Origin of the sequence: Streptomyces sp. LX-29 (assembly GCF_029541745.1) — a bacterium.
Lineage (GTDB): Bacteria > Actinomycetota > Actinomycetes > Streptomycetales > Streptomycetaceae > Streptomyces.
In genome coordinates this window covers 3,360,270-3,375,243 of record NZ_CP089746.1, presented here as the reverse complement: position 1 = coordinate 3,375,243, position 14,974 = coordinate 3,360,270, and the positions used below count along the sequence as shown (strand labels likewise).

The 14,974-nt window shown below is 74.0% G+C and carries 9 protein-coding genes and 2 pseudogenes; 6 read left to right on the top strand and 5 right to left on the bottom strand.

Annotated features, from left to right (window positions below):
- The first annotated feature begins 213 nt into the window (after window positions 1-213).
- Window positions 214-2,484: a sigma-70 family RNA polymerase sigma factor gene (locus LRS74_RS14435; protein ID WP_277741378.1), complete on the top strand. Its 2,271-nt coding sequence runs from the start codon at window positions 214-216 to the stop codon at window positions 2,482-2,484.
- Between the two features lie 1,205 nt (window positions 2,485-3,689).
- Here the strand turns inward: LRS74_RS14435 and LRS74_RS14430 are convergent.
- Window positions 3,690-4,613 (bottom strand): hypothetical protein, encoded by a 924-nt coding sequence (locus LRS74_RS14430; protein WP_277741376.1) that lies wholly within the window; start codon window positions 4,611-4,613, stop codon window positions 3,690-3,692.
- Window positions 4,614-4,690: 77 nt separating this feature from the next.
- Here LRS74_RS14430 and LRS74_RS14425 point away from each other — a divergent pair, with 77 nt between their 5' ends.
- The 4 genes and pseudogenes from LRS74_RS14425 to ilvD all read left to right on the top strand — a co-directional run bounded on the left by LRS74_RS14425 (window position 4,691) and on the right by ilvD (window position 9,731).
- A complete protein-coding gene (locus tag LRS74_RS14425) occupies window positions 4,691-5,638 on the top strand; it encodes a Ppx/GppA phosphatase family protein (protein ID WP_277741375.1) in 948 nt (315 codons plus the stop codon).
- 412 nt (window positions 5,639-6,050) lie between these two features.
- The gene (locus LRS74_RS14420; RefSeq protein ID WP_277741374.1) at window positions 6,051-6,878 is read left to right on the top strand and encodes a sugar phosphate isomerase/epimerase; all 828 of its coding nucleotides are present in this window, start codon (window positions 6,051-6,053) and stop codon (window positions 6,876-6,878) included.
- A gap of 185 nt (window positions 6,879-7,063) precedes the next feature.
- A pseudogene (locus tag LRS74_RS14415) lies at window positions 7,064-7,675 on the top strand (TetR family transcriptional regulator); the annotation flags it as partial.
- A gap of 205 nt (window positions 7,676-7,880) precedes the next feature.
- Window positions 7,881-9,731, top strand: a complete 1,851-nt coding sequence (gene ilvD, locus LRS74_RS14410) for a dihydroxy-acid dehydratase (RefSeq protein WP_277741373.1) — start codon at window positions 7,881-7,883, stop codon at window positions 9,729-9,731.
- 64 nt (window positions 9,732-9,795) lie between these two features.
- On the opposite strand, the gene LRS74_RS14405 is transcribed toward ilvD, so the two are convergent.
- Together LRS74_RS14405 and LRS74_RS14400 are read right to left on the bottom strand one after the other, a co-directional pair.
- Window positions 9,796-10,416, bottom strand: coding sequence for an XRE family transcriptional regulator (locus tag LRS74_RS14405; protein WP_277741372.1), 621 nt, complete (start codon window positions 10,414-10,416; stop codon window positions 9,796-9,798).
- Window positions 10,417-10,446: 30 nt separating this feature from the next.
- Entirely contained in the window at window positions 10,447-10,677 is a 231-nt protein-coding gene (locus tag LRS74_RS14400) for a winged helix-turn-helix domain-containing protein (RefSeq protein ID WP_277741371.1), read from the bottom strand.
- 154 nt (window positions 10,678-10,831) lie between these two features.
- Here LRS74_RS14400 and LRS74_RS14395 point away from each other — a divergent pair, with 154 nt between their 5' ends.
- Entirely contained in the window at window positions 10,832-11,287 is a 456-nt protein-coding gene (locus LRS74_RS14395; protein ID WP_277741370.1) for a hypothetical protein, read from the top strand.
- A gap of 247 nt (window positions 11,288-11,534) precedes the next feature.
- Here LRS74_RS14395 and LRS74_RS14390 read toward each other — a convergent pair.
- Window positions 11,535-12,341: pseudogene (locus LRS74_RS14390) on the bottom strand (serine/threonine-protein kinase); the annotation flags it as partial.
- Window positions 12,342-12,480: 139 nt separating this feature from the next.
- Entirely contained in the window at window positions 12,481-14,877 is a 2,397-nt protein-coding gene (locus tag LRS74_RS14385; RefSeq protein ID WP_277741369.1) for a serine/threonine-protein kinase, read from the bottom strand.
- Between the last annotated feature and the right edge of the window lie 97 nt (window positions 14,878-14,974).

The window sequence follows — 14,974 nt, the reverse complement described above, 5'->3', positions numbered from 1 at the left end:
CGCCACCGACAACGGAAGCCGCGGCGGCCGCGGGGGCGGGCGGCCGCCGTCGGCGACCGGCCCGCGCGGGGGTCTGATATGTCCGGCGCATTATCAGGTTGCGTATAGGACGATGAGACGCCTGTCCTCTTTTGAGGGAGATGATCACCCGTAAGGGTTAAAAGTGGCCTGGGTGGACGAAGACATCTGCATCATCCGCCTACCGTCACCAAGGTGAGCAGAACGCCCGAGCAATCGACGCAGGTCACCGGCGCACACCGGGCGCAGAACCGCCCCCCTCGCGCCGCCTCCGCGCGCCCTTCACACCCCCCGACGCGCTACGAGCCCTATCTGGACGGACTGTTCACGTACTGCCTGTCCGTGCTCTGCGACCACGACGCCGCCACCACCGCCCTCGGCGAGGCCCTCGCCGTCGCGGAGCGGCGGCGGGAGCGGGGCCGGCCGGGCCGGGGCCGATCGGCCGGCCGCGGGGCCCGAGCCGCTCGCGACGACCGCGCCGGGCCGGCTGTGCGGACCGACGCGCTCGCCGGCAGCGAGCTGCACCGGTCCTGGCTCTACGCCCTCGCCCGCTGGTCCTGTCTGCGCGTCCTCGCCGACCTGCGGGCCGCCCCGCCGTCCGCCGACGGCGCTCCGGGAGGTACGACGTCGGCCGCCTGGATCGGCTCATACGGGGCCTATGGGTCATACGGGGCGTTCGGCGCGTGCGCGTCCGACGCGGCCGCGCTCGGCGCCCGGCAGGGGCGCCGCCCGGCCGATGACGCGCCGGCCGGCCCCGGGGGCGTGCCGCGGGGCGTCGGCATGACGTCACGGCCCGCCGCGAGCGACGCCGTCGACTGCGCCCCCGATTCCATCACCTCCGACTCCGCCTCTGACTCCGTCACCGACTCGATCACCGAGCCGTTCGCGACCGGCCTCCACCCGCCTTTCGCCGGTGAGCGTGCGCGCGCTGGCGGCGCGGGCGCGACCGCGAGCGGGGCGCTTTGGACGCCGCGCGAGGCGGTTCCGATGCCGTGCGAGGCTGACCCGACGTCCTTGCGCGAGCCCGGCGCGAGCCCGCGCGAAACCGGCGTGCCTCCGCGCCACGACCTCGCCGAGCGGCGCGGGCGCGAGCTGGCCACGCTGGCCTGGCCGGAGGCCGCGGGCACCACGGCCGAGCAGCGCGAGGCCCTGGAGCTCGCGGTGCGCCATCAGCTCTCGCCGCAGGAGGTCGCGGCCGTCCTCGGCCGCGAGCCGGACGACACCCGGACACTGCTGTCCAGCGCGGCGTGCGAGGTGGAGCGCACCCGCGCGGCGCTCGCCGTGGTGGAGCTGGGGCAGTGCCCCGTCGTCGCCCGGCTCGCCGGCGACAGTCAGGTGCTGCTCTCCGCCGCGCTCCGCCGCGAGCTCGTACGCCACGTCGACGACTGCCGCACTTGTCGCCACCGGGCGGAGCGGGCCACCGCGCGGGGCCCCTGGCCCGGCACGGCGGCGGCGCCGGCCGCCCTGCCCGTGATGGAAGCGCCTCGGGCCGCCGTGCACGCGGCGATGCTGGGCGCCCAGCGCACGCGTCCGGCGCGCGCCGGAGCATGGCCGAGGTTCGACCGGCTCGGCTTCCCCCTCGACCCCAAGGACCGCGGCGCGCGGCGCAGCCGCCTGCGCAGCCGCGCGGTCACCACGACCATCGTCGCCACCGTCATCGCGGCCCCGGTGCTCGCCCTGTGGGCGGCCTATCGCGAGGCACCGATGACCGGCGCGGACCGCGACCCCGAGTCGATCTCCGCTCACGACGGGGACGCCTTCGCCGGGGAGGGCCTGGACGGCCCCTACGACCCGTACGAGAACGCGGGCAGCGCGCGCGACGGCGAGGGCCAGCGGCTCCGTGCCAGCCGGCGCGACTCGGACGTGTCGGTGGAGGTGATCAGCGTCAACGGTCGGCGGTACGCCTTCGACCAGGATGCGGAGGCGGGGCCCGACGGCGGCCCGGACCACGGCGACGGCTCCGAGCCGGGCGGCCGCACCCCCGCCCCGCCGCGCGCCCCCGGCTCCGAGGGCGTCCCCACCCCCGGCGGGCCGGACGGCGGGCCGGGCCCCTCCGAGCCCGACCGGCCGATCCCCGGCCCGGGGCGGCTGACGGTGGACGCCCAGCCCAGCGGCGACACCACCCTGATCACGCTGACCGCCTCCGGCGGCTCCGCCGTGCGCTGGTCGGCCTCCGCCAACGCCCCCTGGCTGCGGCTGAGCCAGAGCGCGGGGGAACTGCGGCCCGGCGAGTCCACGACGATCACCGTCTCGGTGGACCACGCCCACGAGCCGGTGGGCCCCTGGAGCGCCCGGATCTCGGTGGCGCCGGCCGGCGCGGTGGTCGTGATCGAGGGCCGTGGCACCGCCCCCGAACCGGAGCCCGAGCCCACTCCGGTGCCCGGCACCCCGGACCCCACGCCCACGCCCACCCCGGGCACCCCGTCCACGGGCGACCCGGGCGAGCCGGTGTCGGCGTCGGGATGAAGCCACCCCGCCCGCGGGGAGGCCGGGGCGACCCTGGCCGTCGCCGCTCTCCAGCTTCGATCGGCCGCTCCGGCGGCGGCGTACGGGCCCGCGATCGGCGAATCGGCTAGGAATTCCTCGCTCGTAACGGCCCGGAGTCGGCCGGGAACGCCCGGAAGGCCCCGGCCGTGGCGCCGGCGCCGCCCGGCCACGGCGCCCGCCGGCCACGGTCCTCGCCATGGCCACGGCGCCCGCCGACCACGGTCCTGACCCCGGCCACGGTCCTGGCCCAGATCACGGCGTGGCAAGGGGCGCCAGCCCGGTGGCAACGGGTTGGCGACCCCACACGGCCGGCGGCTGCCGGTTCAGCGCGCGGGGGCCGACCAGGCACACGCCGTCCGCCCGGGGCAGAGGCCCGGTCCGGCGCCGGACCGGCGCAGGCGACCGATGGCGATGAGGCGCCCGGCGTGTCCGGCAGAGGAAGACGCCCAGGCCAGGGCCGGGCTACAGACCGGTACCGGGGCAAAGGTAGCGACCAGGGTCAGGGGACCGGGGTCAGGCACCGGCGTCAGCCGCAGGGACTGGGCCAGATCCAGGACAGGGGTCAGCGACCGGGGGCCAGATGCGGGGGACCCGGGCCCGCGGCCGCGACCGGGCCCGCGACCGGGGCCAACGGCAAGCGACCCGGGCCAGGGGCAGGGACCGGGGTCAGGCGCCGGGGGGCAGCGGCAGACACCGGGGTCAGAGCCAGGACTGGGGGCAGCGACCGGGGCCAGATGCGGGGACCCGGGCCCGCAGCCGCGACCGGACCCGCGGCCGCGACCGGGCCCGCGACCGGGGCCAACGGCAAGCGACCCGGGCCAGGGGCAGGGACCGGGGTCAGGCACCCGGGGCAGCGGCAGGCACCGCGGTCAGCGGCAGACACCGGGGGTCAGGGGTCGGTGCCGGTGCCGGGCGGGGCAGTCGCAGGGCGGGTCAGTCGCGGGGCGGTCCGCCGGGTGCGGGGCGACCAGCGGCAGCTGAGAGGCCAGCTGGGCCTCGCACAGCTCGACCAGCGGCAGCTGAGAGGCCAGCTGGGCCTCGCACAGCTCGACCAGCGGCAGGCACCGGGGCAGGGCGGGTCAGTCGCGCGGCGGGTCCGCCGGATGCGGGGCGACCAGCGGCAGCTGAGAGGCCAGCTGGGCCTCGCACAGCTCGACCAGCGGCAGGCACCGGGGCAGGGCGGGTCAGTCGCGCGGCGGGTCGGCCGGGTGCGGGGCGACCAGCGGCAGCTGAGAGGCCAGCCGGGCCTCGCACAGCTCGACCAGCTTGGCGTAGCCCTCCTTGCCCATCAGCTCGGTCAGCTCCGGCCGGTACGAGACGTACACCGGTTCCCCGGCGCCGTGCGCCGAGGTCGCCGAGGTGCACCACCAGTGCAGATCGTGACCGCCCGGGCCCCAGCCCCGCCGGTCGTACTCGCCGATGGTGACCTGGAGGATCTGCGTGTCGTCGGGGCGGTCGATCCAGTCGTAGGTGCGCCGGATCGGCAGCTGCCAGCAGACGTCCGGCTTGGTCTCCAGCGGCTCGCGGCCCTCGCGCAGCGCCAGGATGTGCAGCGAGCAGCCGGCGCCGCCCTCGAAGCCGGGCCGGTTCTGGAAGATGCAGGAGCCCTCCCAGCGGCGGGTCTGGAGGTCGCCGTCCTCATCGGTCTGGGTCCAGCCCGAGGCGTGGCCGACATCGTGGAACTGCCAGATCTCCGGCGTCAGCCGCGCCACATGCGTGGCGACCCGCTGCTCGTCCTCGTCGTCGGAGAAGTGGGCGCCGAGCGTGCAGCAGCCGTCGCTGGCCCGGCCGGCCTGGATGCCCTGGCAGCCCTGCCCGAAGATGCAGGTCCAGCGGGACGTCAGCCAGGTCAGGTCGCAGCGGAAGACCTGCTCGTCGTCGGCCGGGTCGGGAAACTCGACCCAGGCACGGGTGAAGTCCAGCCCGACCTCGTCCGGCACCGCGCCGGCGGCCCCGGCCGCGCCTTTCGGCAGCTTCTTCACGGCCTTGGCGGCCTTCGAGCCCTTGGTCTCCTTGGCGTCCTCGCGGGCCTTGGAGCCCTTCACGGACGTCGACAGCTCCGAGCTCTTCGAGACTTTGTCCTGCTTGGCCTTTTTCGTCTTTGCCACCCCTCCAGCGTATGCGCGCCGGGGCGCGGGCATGACCGCGTGCGTGGCCGGGCCGCGGGGGCAGTAGCGTTCTGGGCATGAGACTCGGTGTCCTTGATGTGGGTTCGAACACGGTTCACTTCCTGGTGGTGGACGCGCACCCGGGCGCGCGCCCGCTGCCGGCCCACTCCCACAAGGTGCCGCTGCGGCTGGCGGAGCTGCTGGACGACGCCGGCGCCATCAGCCCGGACGGCGTCGAGCGGCTGATCTCCGCCGTGCGGGACGCGCTCCAGGCGGCCGAGGACAAGGGCGTCGAGGACCTGCTGCCGTTCGCGACCTCCGCCGTGCGCGAGGCCACCAACGCCGATGAGGTGCTCGCCCGGGTGACGGCGGAGACCGGCGTCGAGCTGACCGTGCTCTCCGGCGAGGAGGAGGCCCGGCTCACCTTCCTGGCCGCCCGCCGCTGGTTCGGCTGGTCGGCCGGGCGGCTGCTGGTCCTGGACATCGGCGGCGGCTCGCTGGAGATCGCCTACGGGCTGGACGAGGAGCCCGACGCGGCTGCCTCCCTGCCGCTGGGCGCGGGCCGGCTGACCGCCGGCTGGCTGCCCGCCGACCCGCCGGAGCCGACCGACGTGCGCGCCCTGCGGCGGCATGTCCGGGCGCAGATCGCCCGGATCGTCGGCGACTTCAACCGGCTCGGCACCCCGGACCACGTCGTCGCCACCTCCAAGACCTTCAAGCAGCTCGCCCGCATCGCGGGCGCCGCCCGCTCCACCGAGGGGCTGTACACGCCGCGCAGGCTGAGCCGCAAGGCGCTGGAGGAGTGGGTGCCCAAGCTGGCCGTCATGCCGACGATCCAGCGCGGCGAGCTGCCCGGGGTCTCCGAGGGCCGGGCGCACCAGTTGCTCGCCGGGGCGCTGGTGGCCGAGGGCGCGATGGACCTCTTCGGGGTCGAGGAGCTGGAGATCTGCCCCTGGGCGCTGCGCGAGGGCGTGATCCTGCGGCGCCTGGACCACCTGCCGACGGCGACGGAACCGGCGGCGTAAGCGGACTCCCCCCGCGGATCACGCGGGGACCGCGTGGAGCCCGTACAGACGCATGCAGAGCCGTACAGACGCATACAGAGCCGGACGGGCCCATACAGAGCCGTACAGACCCAGACACCCATAACAGAGCCGTACAGAGCCCATACGGAGTCCGTACGGGCGTCGTACGGAGCCAGGAGCCGGCGGAGCGACCGGAACCGAGGCGGCGTAGCGCACGGAACCGGCGCGGCGGCCGGAACCGAGGCGGCGTAGCGCACGGAACCGGCGCGGCGGCCGGCGTCGACACCCGACCGAAGCCGTCCGGGCACCCGGCGTTGCCGGCATCCGGCCGTCACCCGGTGGCGGTGGGCGTTGCCGAAAATCGACACCGGTGCCCTCTTGGGCCGCTGTGCCAAGCCGTACGCTGTCCCTCGTGACAGAGCCAGTGGTGCGCATCCCGGATGCGAAGGTCGCGCTGTCCACAGCCTCGGTCTACCCCGAGTCGACGGCGACGGCCTTCGAGATCGCCGCCCGCCTGGGCTACGACGGCGTCGAGGTGATGGTGTGGACCGACCCGGTCAGCCAGGACATCGAGTCGCTGCGCCGGCTCTCCGACTACCACGGGGTGCCGATTCTGGCCGTGCACGCCCCCTGCCTGCTGATCACCCAGCGGGTGTGGTCCACCGACCCGTGGGTGAAGCTCCAGCGGGCCCGCGCGGCCGCCGAGAAGCTGGGCGCGTCCACGGTCGTGGTGCACCCGCCGTTCCGTTGGCAGCGCTCGTACGCCCGGGACTTCGTGCGCGGCATCTGGCGGATGGGCGATGAGACCGATGTGCGCTTCGCGGTCGAGAACATGTACCCCTGGCGCTACCGCGACCGCGAGATGCTGGCGTACGCGCCCGACTGGGACGTCACCAAGGAGGACTACCGCCACTTCACGGTCGACCTCTCGCACACCGCGACCGCCCGCACCGACCCGCTGGCCATGGTCGACCGGATGGGCGACCGGCTCGCCCACATCCACCTCGCCGACGGCGCCGGCTCCAACAAGGACGAGCACCTGGTGCCCGGGCGCGGCATCATGCCCTGCGCGGAGTTGCTGGAGCGGCTGGCGGTCACCGGCTTCGACGGCCATGTGGTGATCGAGGTCAACACCCGGCGGGCGATGTCGAGCGCCGAGCGTGAGGCCGATCTGGCGGAGGCGTTGGCCTTCACCCGGCTGCACCTGGCCTCCCCGACGCGCGTATCGGGGGGATCATGAACGCCGCCGCCCCGTCCCGGCAGAAGGCCGGGGAGGAACCCGAGGCCGGGGGAGCGACCGAGGCCGAGGAAGCGCCCGAGACCCAGGGCGAACCCCGGACCAGGCGAGAGCCGCCCGCCGCTGGTGAGCCCCGGACCCGGGGCGAGTCCCGGACCGGCAAGGACCCGCAGGCCGGGGAAGGGCCCGCGCCCGCGCGGCGCCGTCGTGGCCGCCCGGCCCGCACGGAGTCGGCGGACGGGCCCGCCACCCGGGACCGGATCCTGGGAGCGGCCCGCGCGGAGTTCGCGGAGCGGGGCTACGACAAGACGTCGGTGCGGGGCATCGCGAAGGCGGCGGGGGTCGACCCGGCGCTGGTCCACCACTACTTCGGCACCAAGGAGCAGGTCTTCGGCGCGGCCGTCGAGCTGAGCCTCGCGGCGGCGCTGTCGATGCCGGACACGCTGGCGGACGGCGCCGAGGAGAGCATGGGCGAGCGGATGGCGCGCACCATGCTGGGGATCTGGGAGCGCCCGGACACCCGGGCCCCGATGCTGGCGGTGCTGCGCTCGGCGCTGACCAACGAGACGGCGGCCGCGGTGCTGCGCAGCCTGATCGAGCGGCGGCTGCTGGAGCGGATGGCCAGCGAGGTGCTCCATGTGGAGCGACCGAAGTTCCGGGCACAGCTGGCCGCCGCGCACTTGGTCGGGATCGCCCTGCTGCGGCACGTGATCGAGATGGATCCGATGGCGTCGGCGGAGGTCGACGAGATCGTGGCGATGGTCGGCCCGACGATCCAGCGGTATCTGACCGAGGACTGACGGCGGCCGGGGCCGTGGCCTGACGGCGGCCGGGGCCGTGGACTCCGACAGTGCTGGCCGCGGGGGCGGCCGGTGGCTGCCCGAAGGCTGATCCTTCGATCCCGCTATCCGGACAGCAAGTCCAGATCTTGGATTTAGGCGTAGGCTCGGAGGTTACAAGACCCTTGTCCTAGAGGTCTCAGAGGTCCCAGAGGGAGTGGACACCGTGCCCGAGCTGAGGTCCCGCACCGTCACCCATGGTCGCAACATGGCGGGAGCCCGAGCGCTCCTCCGTGCGGCCGGCGTAGAGCGCGAGGACTTCGGCAAGCCCATCATCGCGGTGGCGAACAGCTTCACGGAGTTCGTGCCGGGCCACACCCACCTCCAGCCGGTCGGCCGGATCGTCTCCGACGCGATCAAGGCGGCGGGGGGCATCCCGCGCGAGTTCAACACCATCGCGGTCGACGACGGCATCGCCATGGGCCACGGCGGCATGCTCTACTCGCTGCCCTCCCGCGACCTGATCGCCGACTCGGTCGAGTACATGGTCGAGGCGCACTGCGCGGACGCGCTGATCTGCATCTCCAACTGCGACAAGATCACCCCGGGGATGCTGATGGCCGCGATGCGGCTGAACATCCCGGCGGTCTTCGTCTCCGGCGGCCCGATGGAGGCCGGCCAGGCGACGCTGGTGGACGGCACCGTCCGCAAGCTGGACCTGATCAACGCGATCGTGGACGCGGTCAACGAGAACGTCTCGGACGAGGACGTGCTGCGCATCGAGGAGAACGCCTGTCCGACCTGCGGGTCGTGTTCCGGGATGTTCACCGCCAACTCGATGAACTGCCTCACCGAGGCGATCGGCCTGTCGCTGCCGGGGAACGGCTCGACGCTGGCGACGCACACGGCCCGCAGGGCGCTGTACGAGAACGCCGGCCGGACGGTCGTGGAGATCACCCAGCGGTACTACGAGCAGGGCGACGAGTCCGTGCTGCCGCGCAACATCGCCACCCGCGCGGCCTTCGACAACGCCATGGCGCTGGACATCGCCATGGGCGGCTCCACCAACACGATCCTGCACCTGCTCGCGGCGGCGCAGGAGGCCGAGCTGGACTACGACCTGAAGGACATCGACGCCGTCTCGCGCCGGGTCCCGTGCCTGGCGAAGGTGGCTCCGAACGTGGCGCCGGGCGGCACGTACTACATGGAGGACGTGCACCGCGCGGGCGGCATCCCGGCCATCCTCGGCGAGCTCTACCGGGGCGGGCTGCTTGACGAGGACGTGCACACGGTCCACTCCGCCTCGCTCGCCGAGTGGCTCAAGACCTGGGACGTCCGCGGCGGCTCCCCGTCCGCCGAGGCCGTGGAGCTGTGGCACGCCGCCCCCGGCTGCGTCCGCTCCGCCACCGCCTTCTCCCAGTCCGAGCGCTGGGAGTCGCTCGACGTCGACGCCGAGAACGGCTGCATCCGCTCCGTCGAGCACGCCTACTCCAAGGATGGCGGCCTCGCGGTCCTCAAGGGCAACATCGCCGTCGACGGCTGCGTGGTGAAGACGGCGGGCGTGGACGAGTCCATCTGGACCTTCGAGGGTCCGGCCGTGGTCTGCGAGTCGCAGGAGGAGGCCGTCGACAAGATCCTCTCGAAGGTGGTCAAGGAGGGCGACGTGGTCGTCATCCGCTACGAGGGCCCGCGCGGTGGCCCCGGCATGCAGGAGATGCTCTACCCGACCTCCTTCCTCAAGGGCCGTGGCCTGGGCAAGGCGTGCGCCCTCATCACCGACGGCCGCTTCTCCGGCGGCACCTCCGGCCTCTCCATCGGCCACGCCTCCCCCGAGGCTGCCTCCGGTGGTGCCATCGCCCTCGTCCAGGACGGCGACCGCATCCGCATCGACATCCCCAACCGCTCCATCGACCTCCTCGTCTCCGACGAGGAACTGGCCGCCCGCAGCGAGGCGCTGAACGGCGTCTACGCGCCGAAGGCGCGCGAGCGCAAGGTCTCGGCGGCCCTCCGCGCCTACGCGGCGATGGCGACAAGCGCCGACAAGGGCGCGGTGCGGGACGTTTCGAAGCTGGGCTGAGCTTCGTGACAACGTAGAGGGGGCCGGGCCACGGGGTGGCCCGGCCCCCTTCTGTACCCCGCGTTCACGGGGGCTCACTCTGGCCGCTGTTGTGGGCGCGCGCATGCGGTGCCCCCGTCATGGGGACGCCCCGGGACCACAGCTCCTCGCCGTGTTCGACAAAGCGGGAGAAGACACCGCCATCGCCGTGGCGTCGTAGGTGTATCAGGGGAGAGTCGTGTCCCGCGAGGCGTGCCAGGTGGGGGGTGACCAGGGCTTCGTCGTCGAAGCGGAAGACGGACAGCGAGACGTGGTTGATGGCGTCGGCGGGGGCGGAGAAGCGGGCCTCGACGCCGTCCACGTCCTCGATCCTGGCCAACTGTTCCAGCGTTGTCCTGATGCGTGTGGAGACCGCCAGGGCGACGTCCTCGATCTCTTCCCGTTGACGTGTCACCGCGCCGTCGGGATCGCCCAGTAGGAAGCGAATCCGGCAGCCGCTGTCCGCCTTGCGGCGCAGGGTTTCGGGAAGGGCCGGGACCTGGGTCCACAGGAAGTAGGACGTGTAGCCGCCGAAGTACAGCTCACGCGTTGCGTTGTCGATGAGGTCGGCCCAGGCGGTGGATGGGCATGCGGACCTGTACGGGTAACTGCGTAAAACCTCGTCGTCCCGGGACTTCGGTCGGTGCCTGACAGTCGGCCATGGCATCTCCCGCCACCTCCACCGCCTCGGAAGCGTCTACCGCTTCGCGACGAAGGAGCCCAAGCCGGGCTCCGTGTAGATCAGCCCCTCCGCCCGCAGCGCTCGGTGCACTTTCTGTCCGGTCGCTCCGGCGATGCCGAACTCGCTCTGCAACTGGATCACAGACGGGATCCGTGAGCCGGGCTGGTAGGTGCCGTCGGCGATGCGCTGTCGGAGCACGTCGGCTACCTGGCGCCATCGTGGCTGGTCGGGAGCGAATTCGAGCACATGACCACGCTAGGCAAGCCACCCCACATCAGGCGAGATATAGCATGCCTAGTACGCCGTAGCATGCATGGGCTAAGCTCAGGAGACGAAGGCGCCCCGGCGGACGCTCCACACGGCCCCGGGGCATGGTCAACCTGAAGAAGGCAGGTCGACGATGCATCAAGCTAGCGCCAAGCCTCAGCAGACGACGACGCATCAGGTGCACGCCGTCTCGTCCCTCCGGCTCCTCCCCTGGGCCGGGCCTCATGGGCAGCCCTGCTATCTCGACTCGGACAGGGCCGGGTTCCTCACCAAGGTCGCGGACGAGATGGAGGCCGCGCAGCTCTCCATGGGGTTCGGGCTGCTCGGTCACGCCCGTCTGCTGCTGGACGATCGCAAGGCTGACGCGGGGGAGCTGCGGTTCCTCGCGGCGCGGCTCATCGAGGCGTTGGAGATGGTCTTGCGCGTCGCGGAGAGTCGGGGCGGGCGGCTGGGGTCGCCCGAGTACGGGAGCGCCACGCCGGGTGGCGCTGAAGCCGGTGCCGGTGCCGGTGTCGATGCCGGTGCCGGTGCCGGTGCCGGGGGCCGGGGTGGGGCCCCGGTTACGGGGAAGGGCGGGACAGGGGAGTAGCGGGGCCCGGCCGAGGCGGGAGCTTCCGCACGCCCTCGGCGGGGGTGGTGGCGGCCGGCGCCTCCGGTCTCGGCGTCGGAGTCGGTGTCGGCTGGGCCACCGCGACCAGGAGCAGCGCCGCCACCGTGGTCAGCCGGGCCCGGCACGGGCGGTGCCGGCGGGTGCGGGGCGGGCCCGGTGGGCGGGGCGTCGCCCGCGCCACCCAGCCCGCCGGACGGGGCGCTGCCGCCCACGGCGACCCCTCCTCCTCGTCCGGCAGGGCGCGTAGCCGGGCCAGTAGTTCGGGCAGCGCGGGCCGTGAGGCCGGGCGTTTGGCCAGGCAGTCGGCGGCGATCCGGCGCAGCGGGCTCGCCAGCCCGCTCAGCTCGGGTGGGTCGCACATGACGTGGTAGGCCGTCATATACGGGGTGTCGGCGGTGAAGGGGCTGTGGCCGGTGGCCGCGTAGACCAGGACCGCCCCCAGCGCGAAGACGTCCGACTCGGGGCCGACCTCGCGCGGGGTGCGCAGTTGCTCGGGGGACATGAAGGGCGGGGTGCCCATGACCCGGCCGGTCATGGTGAGCGTCTGGTGGTCGGCGGCGCGCGAGATGCCGAAGTCGATGACCTTGGGCCCGTCCGCCGCGAGCAGCACATTGCCCGGTTTGAGGTCGCGGTGCACCACCCCCGCGCGGTGGATGTCGCGCAGCGCCTCCGCCAGCCCGATGGCCAGTCGTCGCAGCTCGGCGCCGCGCAGCGGGCCCTGGCGGCTGATGCGTTCGGCGAGGGTGGGGCCCGGCACGTACGAGGTCGCCATCCAGGGGCGGGCGGCGTCCGCGTCGGCGTCCACCACCGGGGCGGTGAACGCCCCGCTGACCCGGCGCGCCGCCGCGATCTCCTGCCGGAACCGGGTGCGGAACTCCTCGTCCTCCGCGAACTGCTGGTGCACGACCTTCACCGCCAGCCGGCGCCCGGAGTCCGACCGGGCCAGATACACCGTGCCCATGCCGCCGGAGCCGAGCCGGCGCTCCAGCGCGTAGCCGCCGATGGACTCTGGATCCCCTGCGCGCAGCACCATCCGGTCTTCCCCCGTACGACTCGTTACGACACGAGACGTGGCGTCACTTTAGGGGCGTTCTGCGGCGCTCTTGGAGGAATGCGGAATTGTCCACCCGGAATGGGGACTCGGCGAGGCCGCCGAGCGGCGCGTCCCGCGGCTACCACTGCGACGGCGCCCGCTCGTCGACGGCGAAGACCGTGCCGTCGGGCGCGGAGCCGAAGACCTTGCCGTCCGCGACCACCGGCGCGGGCAGCGTGTCGAGATAGCCGCTGTCGGCCTTGCCGGTGCGGGTCGGGGTCTCGCCCATCAGCTCGCCGCGGTCGGTGTCCACGGCCAGCAGTCGCCCGTCCGCGGCGGAGAAGTACAGCCGGTCGTCCCCGGCCGCGACCAGCGGGGACGCGTTGCCCACCGAGGTCTCCAGGCGCCACAGCTGCTTGCCCGAGCCGCCCGTGGCACCGGTGCCCAGGGCCACCAGGCCGCCGTCGGCGCCCAAAAGGAAGACCGTGTCGCCGCGGCTGGTGGCGCTGACCGTGGTCACCGGGGTCGGCAGCGGCACCCGACGGGCCTCGGTCGGCACGGGGTCGAAGCGGACCACGGCCGTGGTGCGTGTCTGGGCGTCGACCTCGGTGAACAGCACCACGCCCTCGGGGCCGGTGCCCACCGGGGTCAGATTGCCGGGCAGCCCGTGCTGCCAGTGGACGGTGCCGAGCACCGGATCCAGCGCGGTGACCAGGGTGCGCGAGCCGTCGGGGGTCGCGGTGACGGCGTACGCGACGCGGCCCCGGGCGTCGGAGAAGAAGACGGGCAGTGTGTGGCCGGCGATCCGGTGCCGCCAACGCCGGCTGTTGTCCGCCGCGTCGATCGCGGTGACCGTGCCGTCGGCGGAGACCAGCAGCGTGGTGTCGCCGGCGCGGTAGACACGGCCGGCGTACGCGGACACGTTCCGGCTCCAGCGGGAGCGTTGCGCCGCGCGGGCGTCGGGGTCGAACGCCTCCAGCCGGGTGCCGTCCGGAGACAGCACCTGGACCAGCCCGCCGGAGAACACCGGCGGTGTGGGCGCGCCGTCGTCCCGGTCGCGCCGGGCACCGGGCAGCGACCACACCTGGTCGCCGTCGGCCGGGTTCAGCCGCGCGGCCCGTACGCCGGGGCCCGCGCAGTACAGCGCGCCCCGCGCGTAGCCGCAGTAGGCGGCCCGCCCACTCGCCGCGGTGCCGGCCCCCCGCGGCGAGTGGCCGCCGGCCGCCGACTGACCGCCGCCTTCCCGGCCCGGCTGCGGGTCGGCGCCGAGGGTGGTCTCCCAGGGGTGCCACGCCTTGGCGGTCTTGGCGGGCGGCCGGTGCGGGTCGGAGCGCAGTTCGTCGAGCCGGTGGAGCGACCAGAGGGTGCCGGCGCCGAAGACGACGGTGACCGCGAGACCGGCCGCGATCCAGCCGCGCCGGCCCCGCAGGCGGGTCGGCAGCGAGCGCCGGCCGCCACCGGAGCCCTGCGAGCGCTCGGGGTCCTCAGGTCCCTGACCGCTGTCGCCGGAGTTCCGGCTGCCGGATCCGGGCCCGGCGGCCCGTATGTGGGTGTCGGCGGAGCCCGCGTCGCCGCCCGTCGGGCCCGTCCCGCAGGCGTCGCCGACGCCACCCGGGAACGGTTCGTCCGCCCCGGCCTCGCCGTCCCGCGCGGGGCCGCGTTGGGCCGGGACGCGGGGCGCCGGACCGCGCGGGGCGGGCGCGTACGGACCGCGGACCGCGCGCAGGGCCGCCATCAGGGCGTCGGGCGTGGGGCGTTCGTCGGGGTCTTTGGCCAGGCAGCGGCGGACCAGCGGCGTCAGCTCGGCCGGCACCCCGGCCAGGTCCGCCTCGTCGTGCACCACCTGGTAGGCCACGATGTACGGGCTTTCGGAGTCGAAGGGGCCGCTTCCGGTGGCCGCGTGCACCAGCACCGAGCCGAGTGCGAACACGTCCGCCGCCGGCCCCACCTGACGCGGCCGCTGGAACTGCTCGGGCGCCATGAAGGGGGGCGTGCCGATCAACTTGCCGGTCTCGGTCCGCAGATCGCTGTCGGCGGGGCGCGAGATGCCGAAGTCGATGACCTTGGGCCCGTCCGCGGCGAGCAACACGTTGCTGGGCTTCAGATCGCGGTGCACCACGCCGGCGCGATGAATGTCGCGCAGCGCCTCCGCGAGCCCGGCCGCCAACTGAAGCACCTCGTCCGTCTCCAGCGGACCGTTCCGCTTGACGTGCTCGGAGAGGGTCGGGCCGGGGATGTAGAGGGTGGCCATCCAGGGCCGCTCGCCGTCCGGGTCGGCGTCCACCACGGGTGCCGTGAAAGCGCCGCTGACCCGCCGCGCGGCCGCCACCTCCTGTCGGAAGCGCGCCCTGAACTCCGGGTCGGCGGCGTACTCCGCGTGCACCACCTTCACCGCGAGCCGCAGTCCGGAGGTCGAGCGGGCCAGGTGTACGACGCCCATGCCGCCCGAGCCCAGGCGCGCCTCCAGGCGGTATTGCCCGGCATACCCCGGGTCCTCCGCTTCCGGGCCCGTCCCGGCACTGCGCAGCGGCGGCATTCCCCCCACCCCCGTGAATTCGGCCGCAGTCGCGACGCTGGGAGCCTAGTCGATGACGCGTACGAGCCAGGGCAACCTTGCTAGCCTGCGCATGTTC